The following is a 23,146-nucleotide window of genomic DNA, read 5'->3' as shown; positions in this document are numbered from 1 at the left end:
ATGAATACTCGACAATTGACTCCTTCGGCCGAAACCATGGCCATGATCGAACGCCTGATTGCGTTCCAGACCGTATCGCGCGATTCCAACCTGGGACTGATCGAATGGACCCGCGACTACCTGGCCGGCCTCGGCGTCAAGTCGCGCCTGACCTATGACGCCAGCGGCAAGAAAGCCAATCTGTTTGCGACGCTGGGCGAAGGCCCGAAGCCTGGCCTGATCTTGTCCGGCCACACCGATGTGGTGCCGGTCGAGGGCCAGGTCTGGGATACCGATCCGTTCCAGGCGACCATCAAGGATGGCTTGCTCTACGGCCGCGGCTCGGCCGACATGAAAAGCTACATCGCCACCGCCCTGGCGCTGGCGCCGCAATTCCTGGCAGCGGACATGGCGGCGCCTTTGCACTTTGCACTGTCGTACGACGAAGAAGTAGGGTGCATCGGCGTGCAAGGCTTGATCAAGGATCTGCAGGAACTGGGATTGAAGCCGGCGGCCTGCATTGTCGGCGAGCCAACCTCGATGCAGCCCATCATTGCGCATAAAGGCACGCATCGCTTCCGCTGCTGCGTGCGCGGCCGCGAAGCGCATTCCAGCTACACCACCATGGGCGTCAACGCGATCGAGTATGCGGCGCGCATCATCGTCTATATCCGCCAGATGGCAGACCGCTTCGCTCAGCTGGAAACGCGCGATTACGGTTTTACCGTGCCCTACACCACCATGCAGACTGGCCTGATCCACGGCGGGCTGGCGGCGAATATCGTGCCCAAGGACTGCAAGTTCGATTTCGAGGCGCGCACCATGCCGGGCATCGATGCCGAACGCCTGTACCGGGAAATCCAGGATTTCGCCGCCACTTTGCTGCCGGAAATGCAAAAAGTCGAACCGAACGCCGCCATCGATTTCGAATGGCTGGCCTCCGCTCCCGGCCTCAACATGCAGGAGAGCGACGCCGTGGTCCAGCTGGCGGCGGCGCTGGCGCGCAACAAGCCGAACGGCGCGGTTTCCTACGGCACCGAAGCCGGCTTGTTCCAGCGCGCCGGCATTCCTACTGTGATCTGTGGCCCCGGCAGCATCGAACAGGCGCACCGGCCGAATGAATTCGTGGCGCTGGAACAGCTGGTCCAGTGCGAAGCCTTCATGTTGCGCCTGATGGATCCAGAGATGCAGCTGCCGGCCGCAAAGTAAGCAGAAGTCGCTAAAACCAGCTTGTTTTAGCGGATTTTGCTAAAGTAGCGGATTGAAGCACCTTGGTTTTGATGACACTATGACTACTGCGACCGTCCGTGCTGCTTGTCCGCACGATTGCCCCGACACCTGTGCACTGCTGGTGACCGTCACCGACGGCGTCGCCACCGAGGTGCGCGGCGATCCGGACCACCCGACCACAGCTGGCGTGCTATGCACCAAGGTCGCGCGCTACACAGAACGGACTTATCACAAGGATCGCCTGCTGCATCCGCTCAAGCGGATCGGCAAAAAAGGCGAAGGGAAATTCGTACAGATCAGCTGGGACGAGGCGATCGCGACAATCGCCGGGCGGCTGGGCGAGATCGCCGGACGCAATCCGCAAGCCATCCTGCCTTACAGCTACGCCGGCACCATGGGCCTGGTGCAGGGCGAATCGATGGCGATGCGTTTTTTCAACCGCATCGGCGCTTCGCTGCTGGACCGCACCATCTGCGCCTCGGCCGGCGGCACCGGCTACAAATACACGATAGGCGCCAGGATAGGCACCGACCTTGAGCAGTTCCAGAACGCCAAGCTGATCCTGATCTGGGGCGGCAATCCGATAGCTTCCAACCTGCATTTCTGGATGCGCGCGCAGGAAGCAAAACGGCGCGGCGCCAAACTGATCGCAATCGATCCGTATCGCTCCCTGAGCGCCGACAAATGCCATCAGCACATCGCCCTGTTGCCGGGCACCGATTCGGCGCTGGCGCTGGGCATGATGCATGTGCTGATTGCCGAGGACCTGTTGGACCACGACTACATCGCGCAATACACGCTGGGCTTCGAGCAGCTGAAACAGCAGGTGTCGAGCTGGACGCCGCAGAGGACCGCCGAAGTGTGCGGCATCAGCGCCGATGAAGTCCTGGAACTGGCGCGCAGCTACGGCGGTGCTGCGCAACGCGGCGAAGCGGCGGCGATCCGGGTCAACTACGGCTTGCAGCGTGTGCGCGGCGGCGGCATGGCGGTGCGCAATATCACCTGCCTGCCGGCGCTGGTCGGCGCCTGGCGCCATGCCGCCGGTGGCGTGCAGCTATCGACCTCGGACAGTTTTCCAAAAAACAACCAGTTCTTGCAGCGTCCCGATTTCCTGCTCAAGCAGGGAATCGCGCCGCGCACCATCAACATGAGCACCATCGGCGACGACCTGTTGCGCCAGGCCTCGCCTGAGTTCGGGCCGAAAATCGAAGCCCTGATCGTGTACAACTCGAATCCGGTCGCGGTAGCGCCGGAGTCCGGCGCCGTCGCCCGCGGTTTTGCGCGCGAAGATTTATTCACCGTGGTGCTGGAGCATTTCCAGACCGACACCGCCGATTACGCCGATATCGTGCTGCCGGCCACCACCCAGCTGGAACACGTGGATGCCCATTCGGCCTACGGCCATCTGTACATGCTGGCGAATAACGCCGCGATTGCACCGTTGGGCGAAGCCAAGCCGAATACCGAAATTTTCCGCCTGCTGGCGGCGCGTCTAGGTTTCGACGACCCATGTTTCCGCGAAAGCGACGATGAAATCGCGGCACAGGCATTTGACCGGAAAAATGAGCGGGCGGTCCATTTCGATTGGGACGCGTTGAAGCAAAAGGGCTGGCAAAAACTGAACGTGCCGGATGCGCCATTCGCGCACGGCGGTTTTCCGACGCCATCCGGCAAGTGCGAGTTCTACAGCGCGCAAATGCTGAAGGACGGACTCGATCCCTTGCCGACCTATATCGCTCCCTATGAATCGCCGGCCAGCAATCCGCAGCTGGCCAGGAAGTACCCGCTGGCGATGATTTCGCCGCCGGCGCGCAACTTCCTCAATTCCAGTTTCGTTAACGTGAAAAGCTTGCGCGATACCGAAGGCGAGCCGCACCTGGACATGCATCCGGCCGACGCTGCAGCGAGAACCCTGGCCAGCGGCGATACCGTGCGCATCTATAACGACCGCGGCAGTTTCAACGCCAGGCTGAGAGTGACTGACAAGGCGCGGATCGGACTGGTGGTGGGCTTGTCGATCTGGTGGAAAAAAATGGCCAGCGACGGCAAGAACGCCAACGAGGTGACCAGCCAGCGCCTGACCGACATGGGACGGGCGCCGACCTTCTACGATGTCCTGGTGGAAGTGGAAAAAGCGCCCGCATGAATGTCCGGCTGCCCACGGTCCTGCTGTTCGCCGTGCTGGCAGCCGGTTGCGCCCAGCTTGCCTACTACGGCCAGGCGGCCAACGGCCAGTTCTCCCTGCTGGACCAGGCCCATTCGGTTGACGAATGGCTGGCCGATCCGAGCGTCGATGCCGGCCTCAAGGCCAAGCTCAGGCTCACCAAGCAGATCCGCCGCTTCGCGATAACCGACCTGGACCTGCCGGACAACCGCAGCTACACCGAATATGCCGACCTGAAGCGGCGCTTCGCCTTGTGGAACGTGATTGCGGCGCCGGCTTTGTCGCTGGAGCCCAAGCAGTGGTGTTTCCCGATTGCCGGCTGCGTCAACTACCGCGGTTACTTCAAGCAGGACGCCGCAAAAAAATTCGCCGCCAGCCTGCGCCAGCAAGGCTACGATGTGCAAGTCAGCGGCGTGCCCGCCTATTCCACACTCGGCTGGTTCAACGATCCGCTGTTGTCGACCTTCATCCGCTATCCCGACGGCGAACTGGCGCGCCTGGTTTTCCACGAGCTGGCGCACCAGACGGTGTACGCCAAGGACGATACGCAATTCAACGAATCGTTCGCCACCACGGTCGAGCAGGTCGGCGTCGAGCGCTGGCTGGCGGCGGCCGGCAGCCAAAAGACGCGCGACGCCTACGTCCAGTTCGAAGGACGCAAGGAAGAATTCCTGGCGCTGCTGCTGCAGTACCGGCAGCGGCTGGCAAGCAATTACGCGAGCGGACTCAGCGATGCGCAAAAGCTGCAGCAGAAGGCGGCGATTTTCCTCGCCCTGCAAGCGGATTACCAGGTGCTCAAGGTAAAGTGGGGCGGCTACGCCGGCTACGACCACTGGTTTGCCGAGCCATTGTCGAACGCCCATCTGGCGCTGGTGGCGACCTATTACGATTTGGTGCCAGGTTTCAAGGCCCTGCTGGCCCAGCAACAGACCCTCAAGAAATTTTATGCAGCGGTCGCCGGACTGGCTGCGCTCAGCAAGGAAGAAAGGCACCGCCGGCTGGAAGAGCTGGCGAAATCCCGGCCCACATAAATCTATCTTGGTTACAATGCCAAGATGACATTTAATGCCGACCTGCACCGCAGCACGCTGAAACTGCCGAACCGCCTGGCGCGCAACGGCAGCGGAGTCTATGACAGTGCGCTGGAAATGAGTGTGCTGGATGCCGGGCCAGAATATGATCGCGGGCCGCGCAGCCAACAGCCCACGATGGTCTTTATTCATGGCTTCGGCGGCCGCGCGGCCTACTGGGAATACCAGCTGGAACAATTCCAGCTCGACTACCGTGTGATCGCGCTCGACCTGCGCGGCCACGGCTACAGCGATGCGCCGACGGCGGCCGAAGGCGCCAGCTACGATGTGCCGGAACTGGTCGCCGACATCGCCGCCGCGCTGGATCAGCTGGAAGTGCCGCAGCGTTTTATCCTGGTATGCCACTCGTTCGGCGGCGCGCTGTCTTCCTATTTCCTCAAGCAGTATCCAGGGCGCATATCGGCGCTGGTCATGATCGCCTCGGCGGCGCGCTTCCGCCTGCGCCTGGCCGGGCGCACCGTGCTGCGCATGCCGCCGCGCATATTCGATATGGTACGCAAGCTGATGCCGTATGTCGGCATCACCGCTGCCCGCATTTATCCGCCGTCGCACGTGGTGTACCTGCAAAACCGCAATGCCTTGCTGCCGTGGGACGGCAGTGAATATCTGCGCGCGATCACGGTGCCGACGCTGGTGATCCTGGGTCACCGCGATATCCTGTTCGACGAAGCAGCCTACAAGGAAGTAGCGCGCCTGATCCCGGGCGCGGAAGAACTGGTGGTGCCGGTATCTGCGCATCAGGTGATGGTGGAGCGGCCCGACGCGGTGAACCGCGCCATCCAGCGCTTCCTGCAGATGCAGTCCGATCCGTCAGAGCTGGCGGAGCGGCGGGCACGGCAAAAAGCTGAGCGGCGTACGGCGCGCAAGCAGCTGGAAGCAGAACGTCCGTGGCTGAAATTCTATGACGCCCGCACCCCGTACCGCATCAGGATGCCGACCGTGCCTTTGCCGCGCTTGCTGGAAGCGACTGCCAGGCGCTTTGGCAAAACCACGGCGCTGTCTTACCGCGGCGGCAAGATCGACTGGCGTGAACTGGACCGGCAAGCCAATCGTTTTGCCCATGGCTTGCTCGACTTGCGCATCAAGCCCGGCGAGCGTGTTTTGCTGGCTTTGCCGAACATACCGTCTTTGGTGATCGCCTATTTTGGCATCCTGAAAGCCGGCGCGGTAGCGGTGCTGAGCGATGCCGCCACGCCCAAGGAAACCCTGTTGACGCGGATAGCAGATGCAGGCGCCGTGATGCTGGTGACCACCACCAATCGCTACGACGAATTGCGCGATGAGCTGCAGAGCGACCGCCGCGCGGCTGGCCTGCGGCGTGTCATATTCGCGTCGATGATCGATCACATGAGCTGGCGCGAAAAACTGAAATTCGCGGCCTTGCATCATGTGCAGGAAGGGCATTGGCTGCCCTGGTTCCGACAGGACAAGCAGCATCGCCGGCATGAGCGGCGCTACCTGAAATTCAATCAGGTTCTGGGCCGCGGCTCGCTAGCGCCGACAGAGCTGGCGCAGGATGTCGGCGACATCGCGGTGGTGGTGTACACCTACGGCGCCAGCGGTACGCCGCTGCCGGTGGCGCTGTCGCACCGCAACCTGGCGGCGAACGCCTTGCAGCTGCGTCACTGGCTGCCGGAGTCGCGGCCGGGCGATGAACGTTTCCTGGCGCAGCAGCCCTTGTCCAGCGCCTACGGCCTGACCGGCTTGCTGCACCTTGGCGTGTATCTGGGCGCAACCCTGATCCTGTTGCCGGGTGCTGAACTGGAGCCTTTGCTGAAGACCGTCAAGAAAATGCGGCCGACCTATTTCCCGACCACGCCGCGCATGGTGCGCGAGCTGGCGCACACGCCGGGCATACGGCGCTACGGCCTGGCCTCGATCCGGGTCTGCGCCGTCAGCGGTTCGCCGCTGGCCCAGGAAATCCGCGAAGAATTCGAAAAGCTGACGCGCGGCCGCCTGGTCGAAGCCTATGGCCTGACCGAGGCTTCGCCTGCGGTGCTGGCCATGCCGCTGGCGGCGCGCCGCATCCAGGGCGTGGTCGGCGTGCCGTTGCCGGATACGGAAGTGAAAGTGGTCGACCTGGATACGGATGCCGAATTGCCCAGCGATACCCTGGGCGAGTTGTGGGTGCGCGGGCCGCAGCTGTTCTCTGGCTACGATCATGGCCCTGCCGGCGCCGCCGGGGCTGGCGCATCCGCGTTGAACCTGATTGCCAGGAAGATAAGCAAGGAACGTTTGTACGACGGCTGGCTGGCCACCGGCGACGTCGCCAGCATCGACGAAGACGGTTTTGTTTCCATCATCGACCGCAAGAGTAATATGGGAATACGGAATGGCCGGCGCGTGTTCCCGCGGCAGATCGAAGAAGTCTTGTTCGAGCATCCGGCGGTGGCAGTTGCTCATGTGAAATGGAGTCCGGACGAGGAGGGTGTCCAGCATTTGCAGGCAGAGGTTTTGCTGCACCACAACATGAAGCTTAGCGCCGATGATTTGCTCAAATATGCGTCAAAACGCTTGCATGCGGACGCTTTGCCCGATAGCATCGCGGTAGAACAAAAAAATACAACCGTGCTTTTTTAGCGGTGGCCGGCAATATCCCGGCAATATCCCCTTACAGGCGCGTTTTCTTCCAGTGAAACAAGCCAAAAAGAATGCATTTATAACAAGCAGAGACTAAAGGCAGAGTATGGATAAATACGTGGACAAATTTTGGCTCAAATCGTATCCGGAAGGCGTCGCCCCGGAGATTGACTACTCCCAATACCAGTCGCTGGCGCAGTTGCTGGAAGAGGCGTTCCAGAAATACGCGCCGCGCAACGCCTATGCCTGCATGGGCAAATACCTGACGTATGCCGAAGTTGACCAGCTGTCCCGCAAGGTCGGGGCCTGGCTGCAGGGCAAGGGCCTGGAAAAAGGCGCGCGGGTCGCCATCATGATGCCTAACGTGCTGCAATATCCGGTGGCGATTGCCGCCATCTTGCGTGCCGGTTATATCGTGGTCAACGTCAATCCGCTGTACACGCCGCGCGAGCTCGAGCATCAGCTGAACGACTCGGGCGCGGAAGCCATCTTCATACTCGAAAATTTCGCCACCACCTTGCAGCAGGTCATCGCCCGCACCAAGGTCAAGCATGTGGTGGTTGCCAGCATGGGTGACCTGATGGGCGTCAAAGGCCTGGTGGTCAACCTGGTGGTGCGCCATGTCAAGAAGATGGTGCCGAGTTTTTCCTTGCCCGGTTCCGTGCCGTTCAACAGCGTCTTGTCGCAAGCGTCTTCGCTGCAGTTGAAGCCGGTTGTGCTGACGCCGGACGACACCGCTTTCCTGCAATACACGGGCGGCACCACCGGCGTCTCGAAAGGGGCAACGCTGTCGCATCGCAACGTGGTGGCCAATGTGCTGCAGGCTGAAGCCTGGCTCACCCCGGGCCTGACCAACGGCCCCAAAATCGAGCAACTGGTGTTTGTCTGCGCCTTGCCGCTGTATCACATCTTCGCGTTGACGGTGTGCGGCATGCTCGGCATGCGCGAGGGCGCCTTGAACCTGCTGGTCCCGAATCCGCGCGACATCGCCGGCCTGATCAAGGAAATGTCGAAATACCAGATCAATACCTTCCCGGCGGTCAATACGCTGTACAACGCCTTGCTGAACCATCCCGACTTCGCCAAGCTGGATTTCTCCGGTTACCGGGTCTGCGTCGGCGGCGGCATGGCGGTGCAAAAGGCGGTTGCCGACAAGTGGAAGGAAATCACCGGCTGTCCGATCATCGAAGGCTACGGCTTGTCGGAAACTTCGCCTATCGCTTGCGCCAATCCGTGCGACATCAAGGAATACAGCGGCACTATCGGCTTGCCTTTGCCGTCGACCGAGATCGCCATCCTGGACGACGCCGGTAACCCGGTAGCGCTGGGCCAGGCCGGCGAAATCGCGATCCGCGGACCGCAGGTCATGCGCGGCTACTGGAACCGCGACGACGAAACCGCCAAGGTCATGACTGCGGACGGCTTTTTCAAGTCGGGCGATATCGGCATCATGGATGAGCGCGGCTATACCAAGATCGTCGACCGCAAGAAAGACATGATCCTGGTGTCAGGCTTCAATGTCTATCCGAACGAAGTCGAAGGTGTGGTGGTGCAGCATCCCGGCGTGCTGGAATGCGCATGCGTCGGCGTACCGGACGAACATGCCGGCGAAGTGGTGAAGATTTTTGTGGTGCGCAAGGATCCGTCGCTGACTGCCGAGCAACTGATGGCTTATTGCCGTGAGCAGCTGACCGGCTACAAGCGGCCGAAATATATCGAGTTCCGCACCGACCTGCCGAAGACCAACGTTGGCAAGATCCTGCGGCGCGAATTGCGTGACGAAAAACCGGCGGAGCAAAAACAGGCAGCCTGAGATTTGGAAAAAGTGGCGTCTTGCCGGAGGCCACGGTTGTGAAAAACCCCGGATGTGCGACAAGCGCATCCGGGGTTTGTTTTTTTGCGAGAGCGTCAGGCGGTGATGCGTTCCACTTTGCCGACCAGCAGGATATACGACAGCGCTCCCACCAGGGCCATCACGGCGATATAGGTGATGGCCGGCGCGAAGCTGTCGCCGCTGATCAGGAACCCGATCACTAGCGGCGTCGTGATGGCGGCCAGGTTGCCGATGAAGTTGAAGACGCCGCCGGTCAGCCCCAGCATCTTGGCCGGCGCCAGCGACGACACCAGCGACCATGAAATCGACGCAAAGCCGTTGCCGAAGAAGGCCACTGCCATGAAGACGATGATCCAGGCGGTCGAGTCGACGTAGTTGGCGCCGATGATGCAGGTAGAAATCAGCAAGCCGCTGATGATCGGCAGTTTGCGCGCCAGTCCCACCGATGCTCCCTTGCGTATCAGCCAGTCGGAAAAGACGCCGGAGCTGAGCACGCCGAGGAAGGCCGCCAGGAACGGCAGCGAGGCCAGGAAACCGGACTTGATGAAATCCATGCCGCGATATTTGACCAGGTAGGTCGGGAACCAGGTCAGGAAGAACCACAGCGTGGAATTCACGGCGTACTGTCCGAGGTAGATGCCCCACAGTTTGCGCCGGCTCAGCACCAGCCCGAGGTCGGCCACGCTGAAGCCCGGTTTTTGCGCGCTCGCCGCCTGGGCAATATCGACCAGGCCGCCGCCGCTGCGGATCAATTCGATTTCCGCCGCATTGGCGCCCTTGAACTGGCGCGGCTCGCGATAGACGAGATACCAGATTGCGGCCCAGGCAATGCCGGTCAGGCCGGTGCTGACGAACACCATGTGCCAGCCGTAAGCCTGCTGCAGCCAGGCCAGCAGCGGCGTCAGGAACGCCAGTCCGACGAACTGGCCGGAGGTGTAGAAGCCGATGGCGGTGGCCCGTTCGCGTTCAGGAAACCAGGTGGTGACGACACGGTTGTTGATCGGATAAGCCGGCGCTTCCAGCGCCCCCACCAGCAGGCGCAGCGCAAACAGCCCGGCGAAGCTGCCGATAAAACCGAGGAAGATGGTGGCCAGCGACCACAGGGCCAGCGCCAGCGCATACAGCACCCTAGGCGTCACCCGGTCCACCAGCCAGCCGCCGGGGATTTGCATGGCGGCATAGGTCCAGCCGAAAGCGGAAAAAATCCAGCCCGCATGGACCGGGTCGATAGCCAGTTCGCGCATCAATTCCGGCGCGGCGATCGACAGGTTGCTGCGGTCCAGGTAATTGATCACGACCGTGACGAACAGCAGCAGCATGATCAGGAAGCGTTTGCGGCTGGGTGCTTGCTGCGGTGGCGGTTGCGTTGCCTGGTTTGCCGTCGACAGCCGTTCTACTTCAAGCACCTGCTCCTGCATAACGATCTCCTGTCCGGGTTAACCGGACCAATGGTGGCATTTGAGGGCTATGCTGCTCTCTTTTTAAAATCATTTCCCTGCTGAACCAATGAAGCCTGTGTCTTACCACTCGGCGAAACTGCCGTCCTTATGGCGCCAGATCGGATTGCGCCAGCGATGGCCTACGGCAGCCCGCTCCTTGACATACTCTTCATTGATTTCTATGCCCAGTCCCGGTCCCTGCGGAATGGTCACGTAGCCCTTGTCGTAGGCGAAGACTTCAGGGTTTTTCACGTAATCGAGCAAGTCGTTGCTCTTGTTGTAATGGATGCCCAGGCTCTGTTCCTGGATAAAGGCGTTGTACGACACCGCATCCACCTGCAGGCAGGCGGCCAGCGCAATCGGGCCGAGCGGGCAGTGCAGCGCCACGGCGACGTCGTAGGCTTCAGCCATGGTGGCGATCTTGCGCGTTTCGGTGATGCCGCCGGCGTGGGAAACATCGGGCTGGATGATGTCGACATAACCTTCGCTGAGGATGCGCTTGAAATCCCAGCGCGAGTACAGCCGTTCGCCCAGCGCGATCGGCGTGCTGGTCAGAGGCGCCAGCTCTTTCAGCGCTTCGTAGTTTTCGCTGAGCACTGGCTCTTCGATAAACATCAGCTTGAATTGTTCCAGTTCCTTGATCAGGATTTTCGCCATCGGCTTGTGCACGCGGCCGTGGAAGTCGACGCCGATGCCGATGTGCGGGCCGACCGCCGCGCGCACGGCGGCGACGTTGGCCAATGTCGCTTCCACTTTTTCATAGGAATCGACAAACTGCAGTTCCTCTGTGCCGTTCATCTTCACCGCGGTAAAACCGCGCGCCACGGCGTCCTTGGCCGCTGCCGCGGTGTCGGCCGGGCGGTCGCCGCCGATCCAGGAATAGACGCGGATGCTGTCGCGCACCGGGCCGCCCAGCAGCTGGCTGACCGAGACGCCTAACGCCTTGCCCTTGATATCCCACAGCGCCTGGTCGATGCCGGCCAGCGCACTCATGTGGATGGCGCCGCCGCGATAAAAGCCGCCGCGGTACAGTACCGTCCAATGGTCTTCGATATGGCGCGGATCCTTGCCGATCAGGTAGTCGGACAGTTCTTCGACAGCCGCCGCCACGCTGTGCACGCGGCCTTCGACCACCGGTTCGCCCCAGCCGACCACGCCTTCGTCGGTTTCTATCTTCAGGAAACACCAACGCGGCGGTACGATGTAAGTGGTCAGTTTGGTGATCTTCATTAAGCTCGTCTCCTGTTCAATTTTTTGTTTCTGGCGTTTCCGCTGTTTCTGCAGTGTTTGAATTTTCTTGTATTGCGCACCATGCCGCGACAAACCGGTTGGCGTTCTGGCCGACCTGTTCGGCGCTCAGGCCCGGTTTGTACAGGGCAGACCCGAGGCCGAATCCGGAAGCGCCGGCGCTGATGAATGTCGCCAGGTTTTCCGGCGTGATGCCGCCTACCGGCAGCAACGCCACTTCGCGCGGGATTACCGCCCGCCACGCCTTGACTACGTTCGACCCCAGCTGTTCGGCCGGGAACATTTTCAAGACATCGGCGCCGGCGGCCAGCGCGGCGAATGCTTCGGTTACCGTGGCGACGCCCGGCGCACAAGCCAGGCCGGCCTGTTTGGCGGCAGCGATCACTTCCGGATCGCTGTGCGGCATGACGATGATCTCGCCGCCGGCGCGCTTGACCGCCGCCACCTGGTCGGTCGTCAAGACCGTGCCGGCGCCGACCATGCAGTCGGCAGGCAAGGCGTTGCGCAGGCTGCGGATGCTGTCGAACGGCTGGGGCGAATTAAGCGGCACCTCTATGATACGGAAACCGGCTTCGTAAAGTTTCAGGCCGATCGCCGCCACTTCATGCGGCTCGACGCCGCGCAGGATGGCGATCAGTCCGCATTGTTTCATTGCATTTCTTAACATGATGGTTTCCCGGTATTCCCGTTGCTAGGCATGTTTTAATAGTCCAGCCGTCAGCGCCAGTTGCCACAGGCCGCGTTCGGTGGCCTGGGCGACGACTTCGACTGCTCCAAAATCATAGGCGCGCAGCACTTGCGTGTAGCGTGCACACAAGCCGGCTTCGCCGACCAGCATCACTTGCGAGGGTTGCCGCCCTTGTTCCAGCAACATGGTTTTTAAGGCGGCGATTTCGTGGCCGATCAGCAGTCCGGACAGGTATTCGCGCTGGCCGGCGCCGTCCAGCACGCCGGTCAGTCCCAGCGTGCGCGTACTGAATATGGTCGACAATACGCCGGCCTGGCCTGCCGCGCTGCGCGCCACCAGGGCGCCGCGCTCAAACGCGCGCTGCCCGGCCTCCGCTTGGTCGCCGCCAGCCTGCATGCCGCGCCCGAGGATGGTATGTCCGGACAAGGCGGCAAACACTTCGCCGGTCATGAATGTATCAAAATGCGCTACTTGGCATTGCTTGCCTGCGCGCCGTATCTGCACCCACTTGGAATGGGTGCCGGGCAGGCCGACCAGGATATCGGTCTCTGCCAAGTCCTGGTTGAGGGCATTGAGCACGCCGACCACCTGGGTCTCTTCGCCGCGCATGACGTTCGGCAGCATGGAGTTTTCGATCAGGCCCGGCACCAGGTGGATCATCTGGCCATGGCGATTGCACAGCGTACTTAAGCTGGCGCCGATGCGGTCGACGGCGATCGGCACTTCCAGATACGGGACTTCCAGCCAGCCCTGGCGGCTGCCCACCATGCCGGCCGCGATCACCGGCGTGCCCGGCGCAGCGTGCAGCCAGTCACCGCAAGCTTGCTCGAAAGCGGCTTCGAAACCGTCTTTGCCGTCGCCATCGGCTGCCGGCAATTGCATGACGCCGCAGGGCAGGGCGCGCAACTCCAGCGTCTGGCCATGCGCTCCGAGCCGATAGGCGCGCAGCGACGAAGTCCCCCAGTCGAGGGCGATCAAGTGCGTTTGATGCGGTACAGGCGGCATGGGTTGCTTGGTTTTAAATGCGTTTCAAAAATTGCGGGCAGGATCTGCGTGGCCCGTGATGTGGCGTACTTTATTCCGGCTGCAATTTTCTGTCAATATATGATATTATGTCCCAATATATGGGATTTTGGATATTTTCTGACAGGTTCTAATCATGCGCAAATCGCAGGACTCAGCGGAGTTGCCTGGCAATGTGGGCGAGGGAACTGCCGCCCCGACCGGCACCCAGACCCTGACACGCGGGCTGGGAGTATTGCAGGCGGTGGCCGGTGGCGCGCGCGACCTGAAACAGATCGCGCAAATGCTGGGCACCACGCGCAGCACTACCCACAGGCTGGCGAACTGCCTGGTGCAGGAGCGTTATCTGCGTTTTACGCCGAGCGCAGGTTATGTGCTCGGCCCGAAACTGATCGAACTGGGTTTCCAGGCGCGCGAAGAAGTCTCGCTGAGCATAGCGGCGCGGCCCTACCTGGAGCGGCTGGCCGAACAGTCGGGCGACACCATCCACCTGGCTTTGCAGGACGCCGACGATGTGCTCTACCTGGACAAGATTCCGGGCAAGAAGGGTTTGGAAATGCGTTCGCGCGTGGGGCACAGGATGCCCATCGCCACTACCGGCGTCGGCAAGGCTTTGATGCTGGGCATGGACGAAGAGGAATGGAAAAACTTGTACCAGAAGCGCAGCAGCGCGGCCGGCAGCCATGCTTCCGGCTTGTTGCCCAAGCGTAGCTGGACTGAGTTCCGCGACCAGATGCGTGAATACGTCAAAGGCGGTTATGCCTTCGACCTGGAAGACAACGAGCCGTCGATACGCTGCGTGGCGGCGCCGATCTACGACGCCAGCCACGCGATTGTCGCCGCCATCAGCGTTTCCAGCACCCTGCCTTACATGTCGCTGGAACGGATGCAGTCATTGATCGCTGTAGTGCAGGCGGCGGCGGCCGGCATCTCCAGCGAGCTCGGCGCGCCCTAGGAACCGAGCCAGGAAATCGTCAGGATGCCAGCGGCGGCAGCTGACGCGGCTTGCGCTGAGCGTCGGTGGCGACATAAGTCAGCGTCGCTTCGGTCACTTTCACGACCTCTGTCTGCAGCCGGTTGCGTTCGGCATACACCTCGACGTTGACTGTGATCGACGTATTGCCGACCTTGACGATCTCGGCATAAAACGACAGCAGGTCGCCGACAAACACCGGTTGCTTGAACAGGAAAGAGTTCACCGCGATCGTGGCGACACGGCCGTTGGCGCGACGGGTGGCCGGCAGGGAACCGGCAATGTCGACTTGTGCCATGATCCAGCCGCCGAAGACGTCGCCGTGCACATTGGCGTCGGACGGCATCGGCATCACCCGCAGTTGCGGCATGGTGTCGGGCGGCAATTGATTGTTGTTTTGATCAGTCATCTGTTATTTCCCCTGAGAGCTACAATTGGCTTTGTATCCGTAGCTTAAACTATTCTTTAAGATTGTCACCCTATGCGCCACCATTCTTCCACGTCGCCAGAGCCTGCCGCAGTTACCGGCAGCGGCCAGCCAAAGCGTAGCGACTGGGCCACGCTCAAGACTTTGCTGCCCTATCTCTGGACCTACAAGTGGCGGGTCTCGCTGGCGCTGCTGTTCATGCTGGGCGCCAAGCTGGCCAATGTCGGCGTGCCGCTGGTGCTGAAGAAACTGGTCGACAGCATGACCATCACGGTCAGCCATCCGCAGGCGATGCTGGTGCTGCCGCTGGGGATACTGGTGGCCTACGGCGCGCTGCGCCTGAGTACCACCTTGTTCACCGAATTGCGCGAGTTCGTGTTCGCGCGCGTGACCCAGCGTGCGGTGCGGACCATCGCCTTGCAAGTGTTCCGCCACCTGCATTCGCTGTCGCTGCGTTTTCACCTGAACCGCCAGACCGGGGGCATGACGCGCGATATCGAACGCGGCACGCGCGGCATCTCGTCGCTGGTGTCGTACGCGCTATTCAGCATCTTGCCGACCCTGATCGAAATCTCGCTGGTGCTGGGTTACCTGGTGCTGCACTACGATATCTGGTTCGCCGGCATCACCGTGGTGGCGCTGGTCAGCTACATTTTTTTTACTGTCACGGTCACCGAATGGCGCACCCATTTCCGGCGCACCATGAACAGCCTCGATTCGAGCGCCAACACCAAGGCCATCGATTCGCTGATCAACTACGAAACCGTCAAGTATTTCGGTAATGAAGAATACGAGGCGCGGCGCTACGACGATGGCTTGATGCGCTACGAAACCGCGGCGGTGAAATCGCAGACCTCGCTGTCCCTGTTGAATACCGGGCAATCTCTGATCATCGCCATCGCGGTGACGCTGATCCTGTGGCGCGCCACGCAGGGCGTGATCGACGGCAAGATGACGCTGGGCGACCTGGTGCTGGTCAACTCCTTCATGATCCAGCTGTATATCCCGCTGAATTTCCTCGGCGTCATCTACCGCGAAATCAAGCAGAGCCTGGCTGACATGGAAAGGTTGTTCCACCTGCTTGACGAGAATCGCGAAATCGCCGATGCCGCCGAGGCGCGGCCGCTGCTGACCGGCGGCGCGCAAGTGCGTTTTACGCACGTCGATTTCAGCTACGAGAGCAAACGCCAGATCCTGTTCGATGTCGATTTCACGATTGCCGCCGGCACCACCACCGCGGTGGTCGGCCACAGCGGCTCCGGCAAGTCGACCCTGTCGCGTTTGCTGTTCCGTTTTTACGATATCAGCAACGGCCGCATCACGATCGACGGCCAGGATTTGCGCGACATCACCCAGGCTTCGCTGCGCCAGGCGATCGGCATCGTGCCTCAGGATACGGTGCTGTTCAACGACAGCATCGAATACAACATCGCCTACGGCAAGCCGGGCGCCAGCAAGGCGGAAATCGTCGCGGTCGCCAAGGCCGCGCATATCCACGATTTCATCGAGTCGCTGCCGGACGGCTACGATTCGATGGTGGGCGAACGCGGCTTGAAATTGTCGGGTGGCGAAAAGCAGCGGGTGGCGATCGCGCGCACTTTGCTGAAAAATCCCGCGCTGCTGATTTTCGACGAAGCCACTTCCGCGCTCGATTCCAAATCGGAGCAGGCGATCCAGGCGCAGTTAAAGGAAATCGCCAAGGACCGCACCACGCTGGTGATCGCCCACCGCCTGTCGACCATTGCCGACGCGGCGCAGATCCTGGTGCTGGACCACGGCCGCATCATCGAGCGCGGCACCCACGTCCAGCTGCTGGCGGCAGACGGCGCTTACGCGCAGATGTGGCAACGCCAGCAAGCGCATCCGGAAGAAGTGGAAAGCCCGTCGCCGGGAATCGATGGCGCTTATCCTGAGAACGTGGTGCAGGTGGTGTAGAAGTACAAGGTGCAGAAGTACAACGCCGATGCAGATTGTCAGCCGCGGCTGCGCCAATTTTCTATGCTGCCGCCGCCGACTCGCGTTACGATAGCGGCATGGAAAGCAAATGGTTAGAAGACTTCATTTCGTTGGCGGAAACCCATAGTTTCAGCCGCTCTGCAGAATTGCGTCATGTCACGCAGCCGGCCTTCTCGCGCCGCATCCAGTCGCTGGAAGCATGGCTGGGCGCCGATCTGATCGACCGCACTTCCTATCCGACGCGGCTGACCGCCGCCGGCGAAGTGTTTTACGAGCAGGCGCTGGAGATGCTGGGCCAGATCAACAATGCCCGTGCGCTGATGCGGGGCAAGCGTCCGACCGCTTTGAGCACGGTCGATTTCGCCGTGCCGCATACCTTGTCGCTGACTTATGTGCCGCGCTGGATCCGTTTGCTGGAGAGCGGTTTCGGGCCGCTCAATACGCGCCTGCTGGCCTTGAACGTGCATGACGCCGTGATGGCGATGGTGGACGGCGGCTGCGACCTGCTGCTGTGCTATCACCATCCGCGCCAGCCGGTGCAGCTCGATACCGGGCGCTACGACCTGATCACATTGGGCAGCGAGGTGCTGCGCGCCTATGCCCATTGCAACAAGGCCGGCGTGCCGGACTATGTCTTTCCCGGCAGCGCCGGCGCGCCTTTGCCGTTCTTGTCCTATACCAGCAATGCCTATCTCGGGCGTATGGTGGAATTGATTCTGGCCGACGCCAAGAAGCCGCTCTACCTTGAGAAACGCTACGAGACGGACATGGCGGAAGGTTTGAAAATGATGGCGCTGGAAGGGCATGGCGTGGCGTTTCTGCCAGAGTCGGCGGTGACCCGCGAAGTCAAGTTGAAGCAGCTGGCCAGCGTCGACCATAACGCTCCCGAGTGGGAAGCGACCATGGAAATCCGCCTGTACCGCGAGCGTCCTACCGTGCAAAGGCCGGGCAAGCCGGTGGTGGCGCGGTTATGGGCTTACCTGCTGCAGCAGCAGGAACAGGCAACCAAAGAAGCAGCCAAGGAAGCCGCCAAAAACGCAAAACGTAAAACGCCGGCAGCGCTCGCATAAATCGCCGAAAGCGCCGGCCCGCTGCACATGCAGGATGTTGCGCGAAAGTCGTGTCTGCCATGGTGAAATTGTATTTTTGATATTAATGCAAAAAATGCATAGTTACATGCGCACAAAGCATTGGCTTTGCCCTGTGCCGTTGTCCTACGATTCGCCACTAGATCGATTTAGCCCCCGCTGTCAGTTCCCCTGTTGTCCTTATTGTTGTCCTTGTTCAGGGGGCCGGTCTGCAACTTCCAGGAGCGCGCAAAAATATGACTATCAAGCACGAAGTTCCATCCTATCTCACGCAACATGGCATCGGCCCATGGGGCGACTATCTCGAACAAATCGATCGCGTAACACCTTACCTCGGCAATCTGGCCCGCTGGGTCGAGACCATGAAACGTCCGAAGCGGATGCTGATCGTCGACGTCCCTATCGAACGTGACGACGGCACCATTGCCCACTTCGAAGGCTATCGCGTCCAGCACAACACCTCGCGCGGCCCAGGCAAGGGCGGCGTGCGTTTCCACCAGGACGTGACGTTGTCCGAAGTGATGGCCCTGTCGGCCTGGATGACGGTCAAGAACGCGGCCGTGAACGTGCCGTACGGCGGCGCCAAGGGCGGCATCCGGGTTGATCCGAAGACCTTGTCGCAAGGTGAATTGCAGCGCATGACGCGGCGTTACACCAGCGAGATCGGCATCATCATCGGCCCCAACAAGGACATCCCGGCGCCCGACGTCAACACCAACGAACAGATCATGGCCTGGATGATGGATACCTATTCCATGAACCAGGGCAGCACCGCATCGGGCGTGGTCACCGGCAAGCCGATTTCACTGGGCGGCAGCCTGGGACGGCGCGAAGCCACCGGCCGCGGCGTGTTCGTGGTGGGGTGTGAAGCGGCGGTCAAGCGCGGCCTGGATATCCATGGCGCCAAGATTGCGGTGCAGGGTTTCGGCAATGTCGGCGGCATTGCCGCGCGCCTGTTCTCGGAAGCCGGCGCCAAAGTGGTGGCGGTGCAAGACCATATCTCGACCGTGGTGCGTTCCAGCGGCCTCGATGTGGCGGCGTTGCAAGCCCACGTCAATGAAACCGGCAGCGTTGCCGGCTTCAAGGGCGGCGAAGAAATCAGCGACCGTGCGCAGTTTTGGGCTGTCGATTGCGATATTTTGGTGCCTGCTGCTCTGGAGCAACAAATCACCGTGGAGAATGCGCCCACCATCCGCGCCAAGATCATCCTGGAAGGCGCCAACGGCCCGACCAGCCCGGCTGCGGACGACATCCTGCATGAAAAGGGTGTGCTGGTGGTGCCTGACGTGATCGCCAATGCAGGCGGCGTGACGGTGAGTTATTTCGAATGGGTGCAGGATTTCTCCAGCTTCTTCTGGACTGAAGATGAAATCAACCTGCGCCTGACCCGCATCATGCGCGAAGCGTTTACCGCGGTCTGGCAACTGGCCGAAGAGAAGAAGGTATCGCTGCGCACCGCCGCATTTATCGTTGCCTGTACCCGTGTCCTGCAGGCGCGTGAAATGCGCGGTTTGTATCCTTGATTGATGTTGCGTTATAGTCGGGATGTTTTGCGCGCGCTCAAGCTGCCAGCCAGCTGAGCGCGTGTCATCTGGCCCTGGTCGCATCCGGGGACTTGTCTGCAAAAGAGCGACGCAACAGCAGTCGCCGCCGACATGCACACAGCTGGCTTGAATATTGCATTAAGTATATTCATTGCATAAAAACATTATCGACAGCGCAAGTCAACGGGGAGAGCAGCGTGGGAATCGGGAAAGGTAAGGGCGGCCAGGGGAGCATTGCGGCCGCGTGGCGCAAGGGCGGTCTGGGCGCGGTGTTAGCGGTAACGTTGGGCGTCGCCGCAACAGCTGTCCATGCGGAAGATGTGCTGGCGAAGATTCGCGACAGCAAGACCATCACGATCGGTTACCGGGAAGCGTCGTTCCCGTTCTCGTTTGTGGACCAGGATAAAAAGCCGGTCGGTTATGCAATCGATCTGTGCCTCAAGATAGCCGATGCGGTGAAGCAGCAATTGAAACTGCCGCAATTGAATATCGCCTATGTGCCAGTGACTTCATCTAATCGCATTGATATGATCGCAAGCGGAAAAATCGACCTGGAGTGTGGCTCGACCACCAACAACGCAGAGCGGCGCAAACAGGTCAGCTTCACCATCGCGCATTTCATGGCGTCGTCGCGCATGCTGGTGCGGGTGGAGGACAAGATCAAGAACTGGCCGGACCTGCGCGACAAGAAGGTGGCGACGACCAAAGGCACGACCAGCGTCAAATCCCTGGTCGACCGCGGCCAGGTCCGTTCCCTGAACATGACCATAGTGGAAGGACGAGATCACAACGAATCGTTCAAGATGGTGGAAGACAAGGCGGCCGACGCATTTGTGATGGATGACGTGCTGCTGTACGGACTGAAGGCGACCGCCAAGGATCCGGCGGCATACGCCATTGTCGGCGAGCCTTTGACAACCGAACCTTACGCGATCATGCTGCCCAAGGGCGACCCGAACTACAAGGCAGTGGTCGACCGTGAAATGGGACGCATCATCCACGATGGCGAGATCAACAAGTTGTACACCAAGTGGTTCCTGAGTCCGATTCCGGCAAAAAACAATCTCGTGTTGAACATGCCCATGGGCTATCTTTTCAGGGAGTCGTTGCGCTTTCCGTCGGACCAGGTCGGCAACTAAAAGTAAACAGAATTGGCTGTAATCGGTAATTTATGCAAAGGTGGAGACAGACGTTTTTGGAGGAGAGGTGAGAATAATAAATAAGCATAGGTTTAAGTCTGCTGCTGAGGCAGCGAGTTTGTTAAACTATACAGATAATTTTTTTACGGGAGTTGTTATGATGTCATCAAAATTAGTCGTTGCTTTGGTTGGCTTGGGAGTAATGGTTGGCTCCGTACAAGCGCAAGAACTGACCGGAACACTCAAAAAAATCAAGGATACCGGCAGCATTACCCTGGGTGTGCGCGATTCCTCCATTCCATTCTCTTACCTTGATGACAAACAATCGTATCAAGGTTACTCGATCGACTTGTGCCTGAAAGCTGCGACCGCCATTCAGAAACAGCTCGGCCTGACCGCCTTGAACGTGAAGATGGTTCCAGTGACTTCGGCCACCCGCATCCCGCTGATCTCCAACGGCACCATCGACCTGTCCTGCGATTCCGCCACCAACAATGCTGAGCGCCAAAAGGTTGTTTCCTTTGCGCCGACCATGTACGTGACCGCGAACCGCATCCTGGCCAAGAAATCCTCCAACATCAAGACGCTGGACGACCTCAAGGGCAAGACCATTGTTTCCACTTCCGGCACTTCGAACCTGAAGCAAGTCACGATCCTCAATGGCGAGCGCAACCTCGGCATGAACATCCTGGCTGCCAAAGACCATGCTGAAGCTTTCCTGATGGTGGAAACCGGCCGTGCCACGGCGTTCGTGATGGACGACATCCTGCTGGCATCGCTGGCGGCCAGCTCGAGAGCGCCTGCCGACTATGAAATCACCAAGGAAGCGCTGTCGGTCGAGCCGTACGGCATCATCGAACGCAAGGACGACCTGCCATTCAAGAAAGCGGTCGACACTGCGCTGAGCAATGTCTACACCTCGGGCCAGATCAACGACATCTACGCAAAATGGTTCCTGAAGGCGATTCCGCCTAAGGGCATCAACCTGAACGTTCCAGTCAGCCCTGAGCTGAAGGCTGCGTTTGCCAAGCCTACCGATTCGGGCGATCCGGCTGCCTATGCTGCCGTCCCTGAAGCGCAGAAACAATCGTTGAAGTTGAAGAAAAAATAAGAACGGCGATAAGAATGAAACGGGAGGCGCAAGCCTCCCGTTTTGTTTCTGAAATTGAATTGCTGCGATGCACAATCGGCGCTTGCCGGCTGGCAGCGCAACGATGGAGATTTGAGTAATAGAGGGGACTTAATATGCATTACAACTGGAACTGGGGCATCTTCTGGCAAGAGTCTCCCGACGGTGTCAGCACCTACATGGACACCTTGCTGGCCGGCCTGAAGTGGACGCTTGCGCTGTCCGCGTCGGCCTGGATCATGGCGCTGGTCATCGGCACCGTGATCGGTACGATCCGTACCATGCCGAACAAATGGGCAGTACGCGTGGCCAACGGCTACGTTGAATTATTTCGCAACATCCCGCTGATCGTGCAGATGTTCCTCTGGTATTTCGTGATGCCGGAAATCGTCCCTGCGGGCATAGGCAACTGGCTCAAGAGCCTGCCGAACGCATCATTCATCACCGCCTTCCTGGCGCTGGGTTTTTTTACGTCGTCGCGGATCGCCGTACAGGTATCCGCTGGCATCAATGCACTGCCCCGTGGCCAAAAGCTGGCGGGTACTGCACTCGGTCTGACGTTGCCGCAAACATATCGCTACGTATTGCTGCCGATGTCGTTCCGGATCATCATCCCGTCGCTGACCAACGAATTCGCAGCAATCATCAAGAACAGCTCGGTCGCACTGACGATCGGCCTGGTGGAACTGACCGCCGCTACCTACTCGATGCGTGAATTCACCTTCCAGACTTTCGAAGCCCTCACGGGCGCCACGGTGATCTACGTGATCATCTCGGGGATTGCCTTGCTGCTGGCGCGCTGGCTTGAAAAAGCCATCGCGATTCCTGGCTTCATTGCTGCCGGCAGCGCCAACACGGGAGGTCATTAATCATGTTTTCGAATTTCGATTTTGACGTCATCCAGCGCTCCTGGCTGTACCTGTTCACTACCGGCATGAAGTTCACGCTGACGCTGACCTTGGTGGCGATGGTGGGCGGCATCCTGTTCGGCACCGTGCTGGCGATGATGCGTTTGTCGCACAACAAGGCGATTTCCCTGATCGCCACCAGCTACGTCAACCTGATCCGCTCGGTACCGCTGGTGCTGGTGATTTTCTGGTTCTACTTCCTGGTACCGTATATCGGCGCCTGGATTATCGGCGCGGCACAGCCGGTGCAGGTCGGCGCATTTTCGTCGGCATTGATCACGTTCATCTTGTTTGAAGCAGCGTATTATTGCGAAATCATGCGTTCCGGGATCCAGTCGATTCCGCGCGGCCAGGTTTCCGCCGGTTACGCGCTGGGCATGAACTACTGGCAAATGATGGGCAACGTGGTGCTGCCGCAAGCGTTCCGCAACATGATCCCGATCTTGCTGACCCAGACCATCGTGCTGTTCCAGGACGTCTCGCTGGTATATGTGCTGGGTTCGGTGCCGGATTTCGTTACCGTTGCATCCAAGATCGCGCAGCGCGACGGCCGCCTGGTGGAAATGTACATGTTTGTCGCCGTGGTGTACTTCGTGATGAGTTTCGGTTTGTCGACGCTGGTCAAGAAGCTGCAGCAAAGGGTTGCAATCATTCGATAATCGTTCGATAAAATTCAGGCCCTGTCCGAGGAAGGGCAGGGCCCGGA

18 protein-coding genes are annotated in these 23,146 nt (G+C 60.1%); 13 read left to right on the top strand and 5 right to left on the bottom strand.

The annotated features are described in order from the left end of the window. From argE to CFter6_RS22325, 5 genes are all read left to right on the top strand, one after another. On the top strand, nt 1–1,188 hold the full coding sequence (argE, locus tag CFter6_RS22345; protein WP_061542526.1) for an acetylornithine deacetylase: 1,188 nt from the start codon (nt 1–3) through the stop codon (nt 1,186–1,188). A gap of 79 nt (nt 1,189–1,267) precedes the next feature. Continuing rightward, nucleotides 1,268–3,355, top strand: a complete 2,088-nt coding sequence (locus CFter6_RS22340) for a molybdopterin-containing oxidoreductase family protein (RefSeq protein WP_061541769.1) — start codon at nt 1,268–1,270, stop codon at nt 3,353–3,355. Continuing rightward, entirely contained in the window at nt 3,352–4,404 is a 1,053-nt protein-coding gene (locus tag CFter6_RS22335; protein WP_061541768.1) for an aminopeptidase, read from the top strand. Before CFter6_RS22340 ends, CFter6_RS22335 begins: the two co-directional genes overlap by 4 nt. A 24-nt stretch (nt 4,405–4,428) precedes the next feature. Beyond that, a complete protein-coding gene (locus CFter6_RS22330) occupies nt 4,429–7,044 on the top strand; it encodes an alpha/beta fold hydrolase (RefSeq protein WP_061541767.1) in 2,616 nt (871 codons plus the stop codon). A gap of 118 nt (nt 7,045–7,162) precedes the next feature. Further along, nucleotides 7,163–8,857 (top strand): long-chain fatty acid--CoA ligase, encoded by a 1,695-nt coding sequence (locus tag CFter6_RS22325; protein ID WP_061542525.1) that lies wholly within the window; start codon nt 7,163–7,165, stop codon nt 8,855–8,857. A gap of 95 nt (nt 8,858–8,952) precedes the next feature. On the opposite strand, the gene CFter6_RS22320 is transcribed toward CFter6_RS22325, so the two are convergent. The 4 genes from CFter6_RS22320 to CFter6_RS22305 all read right to left on the bottom strand — a co-directional run bounded on the left by CFter6_RS22320 (nt 8,953) and on the right by CFter6_RS22305 (nt 13,258). Further along, entirely contained in the window at nt 8,953–10,296 is a 1,344-nt protein-coding gene (locus CFter6_RS22320; protein ID WP_205631417.1) for an MFS transporter, read from the bottom strand. 102 nt (nt 10,297–10,398) lie between these two features. After that, complete coding sequence (gene dgoD / locus CFter6_RS22315) at nt 10,399–11,547, bottom strand: galactonate dehydratase (protein WP_061541766.1); 1,149 nt, start codon at nt 11,545–11,547, stop codon at nt 10,399–10,401. A 16-nt stretch (nt 11,548–11,563) separates the two neighbouring features. Next, on the bottom strand, nt 11,564–12,232 hold the full coding sequence (locus CFter6_RS22310) for a 2-dehydro-3-deoxy-6-phosphogalactonate aldolase (protein WP_061541765.1): 669 nt from the start codon (nt 12,230–12,232) through the stop codon (nt 11,564–11,566). Between the two features lie 24 nt (nt 12,233–12,256). Beyond that, complete coding sequence (locus tag CFter6_RS22305) at nt 12,257–13,258, bottom strand: 2-dehydro-3-deoxygalactonokinase (RefSeq protein ID WP_061541764.1); 1,002 nt, start codon at nt 13,256–13,258, stop codon at nt 12,257–12,259. Between the two features lie 154 nt (nt 13,259–13,412). Here CFter6_RS22305 and CFter6_RS22300 point away from each other — a divergent pair, with 154 nt between their 5' ends. After that, a complete protein-coding gene (locus CFter6_RS22300; RefSeq protein ID WP_061541763.1) occupies nt 13,413–14,231 on the top strand; it encodes an IclR family transcriptional regulator in 819 nt (272 codons plus the stop codon). 19 nt (nt 14,232–14,250) lie between these two features. Here CFter6_RS22300 and CFter6_RS22295 read toward each other — a convergent pair whose 3' ends face one another. Beyond that, the gene (locus tag CFter6_RS22295; protein ID WP_014007961.1) at nt 14,251–14,658 is read right to left on the bottom strand and encodes an acyl-CoA thioesterase; all 408 of its coding nucleotides are present in this window, start codon (nt 14,656–14,658) and stop codon (nt 14,251–14,253) included. A 72-nt stretch (nt 14,659–14,730) separates the two neighbouring features. On the opposite strand from CFter6_RS22295, the gene CFter6_RS22290 reads away from it, so the two are divergent. The 7 genes from CFter6_RS22290 (at nt 14,731) to CFter6_RS22260 (ending at nt 23,099) form a co-directional block, all read left to right on the top strand. Then, the gene (locus tag CFter6_RS22290; protein ID WP_061541762.1) at nt 14,731–16,611 is read left to right on the top strand and encodes an ABCB family ABC transporter ATP-binding protein/permease; all 1,881 of its coding nucleotides are present in this window, start codon (nt 14,731–14,733) and stop codon (nt 16,609–16,611) included. 98 nt (nt 16,612–16,709) lie between these two features. Then, complete coding sequence (locus tag CFter6_RS22285; protein ID WP_061542523.1) at nt 16,710–17,702, top strand: LysR family transcriptional regulator; 993 nt, start codon at nt 16,710–16,712, stop codon at nt 17,700–17,702. Between the two features lie 254 nt (nt 17,703–17,956). Continuing rightward, nucleotides 17,957–19,243 carry a Glu/Leu/Phe/Val family dehydrogenase gene (locus CFter6_RS22280; RefSeq protein WP_014007958.1) on the top strand — a complete coding sequence of 429 codons (1,287 nt, stop codon included), beginning with the start codon at nt 17,957–17,959 and terminating at the stop codon, nt 19,241–19,243. Nucleotides 19,244–19,497: 254 nt separating this feature from the next. Continuing rightward, nucleotides 19,498–20,403 (top strand): amino acid ABC transporter substrate-binding protein, encoded by a 906-nt coding sequence (locus CFter6_RS22275; RefSeq protein ID WP_061542522.1) that lies wholly within the window; start codon nt 19,498–19,500, stop codon nt 20,401–20,403. 157 nt (nt 20,404–20,560) lie between these two features. Next, entirely contained in the window at nt 20,561–21,514 is a 954-nt protein-coding gene (locus tag CFter6_RS22270) for an amino acid ABC transporter substrate-binding protein (protein ID WP_061541761.1), read from the top strand. Nucleotides 21,515–21,648: 134 nt separating this feature from the next. Continuing rightward, complete coding sequence (locus CFter6_RS22265) at nt 21,649–22,401, top strand: amino acid ABC transporter permease (RefSeq protein WP_014007955.1); 753 nt, start codon at nt 21,649–21,651, stop codon at nt 22,399–22,401. Nucleotides 22,402–22,403: 2 nt separating this feature from the next. Beyond that, a complete protein-coding gene (locus CFter6_RS22260) occupies nt 22,404–23,099 on the top strand; it encodes an amino acid ABC transporter permease (protein ID WP_061541760.1) in 696 nt (231 codons plus the stop codon). Nucleotides 23,100–23,146: the final 47 nt, after the last annotated feature.

It is taken from the genome of Collimonas fungivorans (assembly GCF_001584145.1).
Classification (GTDB): domain Bacteria; phylum Pseudomonadota; class Gammaproteobacteria; order Burkholderiales; family Burkholderiaceae_D; genus Collimonas; species Collimonas fungivorans.
This window is presented reverse-complemented; position numbering and strand designations above follow the sequence as displayed.

Excerpts from the sequence above, each read along its gene's own strand:
- argE (WP_061542526.1), top strand. The coding sequence starts at position 1 with ATGAATACTCGACAATTGACTCCTTCGGCCGAAACCATGGCCATGATC.
- CFter6_RS22340 (WP_061541769.1), top strand. The coding sequence starts at position 1,268 with ATGACTACTGCGACCGTCCGTGCTGCTTGTCCGCACGATTGCCCCGAC.
- CFter6_RS22335 (WP_061541768.1), top strand. The coding sequence starts at position 3,352 with ATGAATGTCCGGCTGCCCACGGTCCTGCTGTTCGCCGTGCTGGCAGCC.
- CFter6_RS22330 (WP_061541767.1), top strand. The coding sequence starts at position 4,429 with ATGACATTTAATGCCGACCTGCACCGCAGCACGCTGAAACTGCCGAAC.
- CFter6_RS22320 (WP_205631417.1), bottom strand. The coding sequence starts at position 10,296 with ATGCAGGAGCAGGTGCTTGAAGTAGAACGGCTGTCGACGGCAAACCAG.
- dgoD (WP_061541766.1), bottom strand. The coding sequence starts at position 11,547 with ATGAAGATCACCAAACTGACCACTTACATCGTACCGCCGCGTTGGTGT.
- CFter6_RS22310 (WP_061541765.1), bottom strand. The coding sequence starts at position 12,232 with ATGTTAAGAAATGCAATGAAACAATGCGGACTGATCGCCATCCTGCGC.
- CFter6_RS22305 (WP_061541764.1), bottom strand. The coding sequence starts at position 13,258 with ATGCCGCCTGTACCGCATCAAACGCACTTGATCGCCCTCGACTGGGGG.
- CFter6_RS22300 (WP_061541763.1), top strand. The coding sequence starts at position 13,413 with ATGCGCAAATCGCAGGACTCAGCGGAGTTGCCTGGCAATGTGGGCGAG.
- CFter6_RS22295 (WP_014007961.1), bottom strand. The coding sequence starts at position 14,658 with ATGACTGATCAAAACAACAATCAATTGCCGCCCGACACCATGCCGCAA.
- CFter6_RS22290 (WP_061541762.1), top strand. The coding sequence starts at position 14,731 with ATGCGCCACCATTCTTCCACGTCGCCAGAGCCTGCCGCAGTTACCGGC.
- CFter6_RS22285 (WP_061542523.1), top strand. The coding sequence starts at position 16,710 with ATGGAAAGCAAATGGTTAGAAGACTTCATTTCGTTGGCGGAAACCCAT.
- CFter6_RS22280 (WP_014007958.1), top strand. The coding sequence starts at position 17,957 with ATGACTATCAAGCACGAAGTTCCATCCTATCTCACGCAACATGGCATC.
- CFter6_RS22270 (WP_061541761.1), top strand. The coding sequence starts at position 20,561 with ATGATGTCATCAAAATTAGTCGTTGCTTTGGTTGGCTTGGGAGTAATG.
- CFter6_RS22265 (WP_014007955.1), top strand. The coding sequence starts at position 21,649 with ATGCATTACAACTGGAACTGGGGCATCTTCTGGCAAGAGTCTCCCGAC.
- CFter6_RS22260 (WP_061541760.1), top strand. The coding sequence starts at position 22,404 with ATGTTTTCGAATTTCGATTTTGACGTCATCCAGCGCTCCTGGCTGTAC.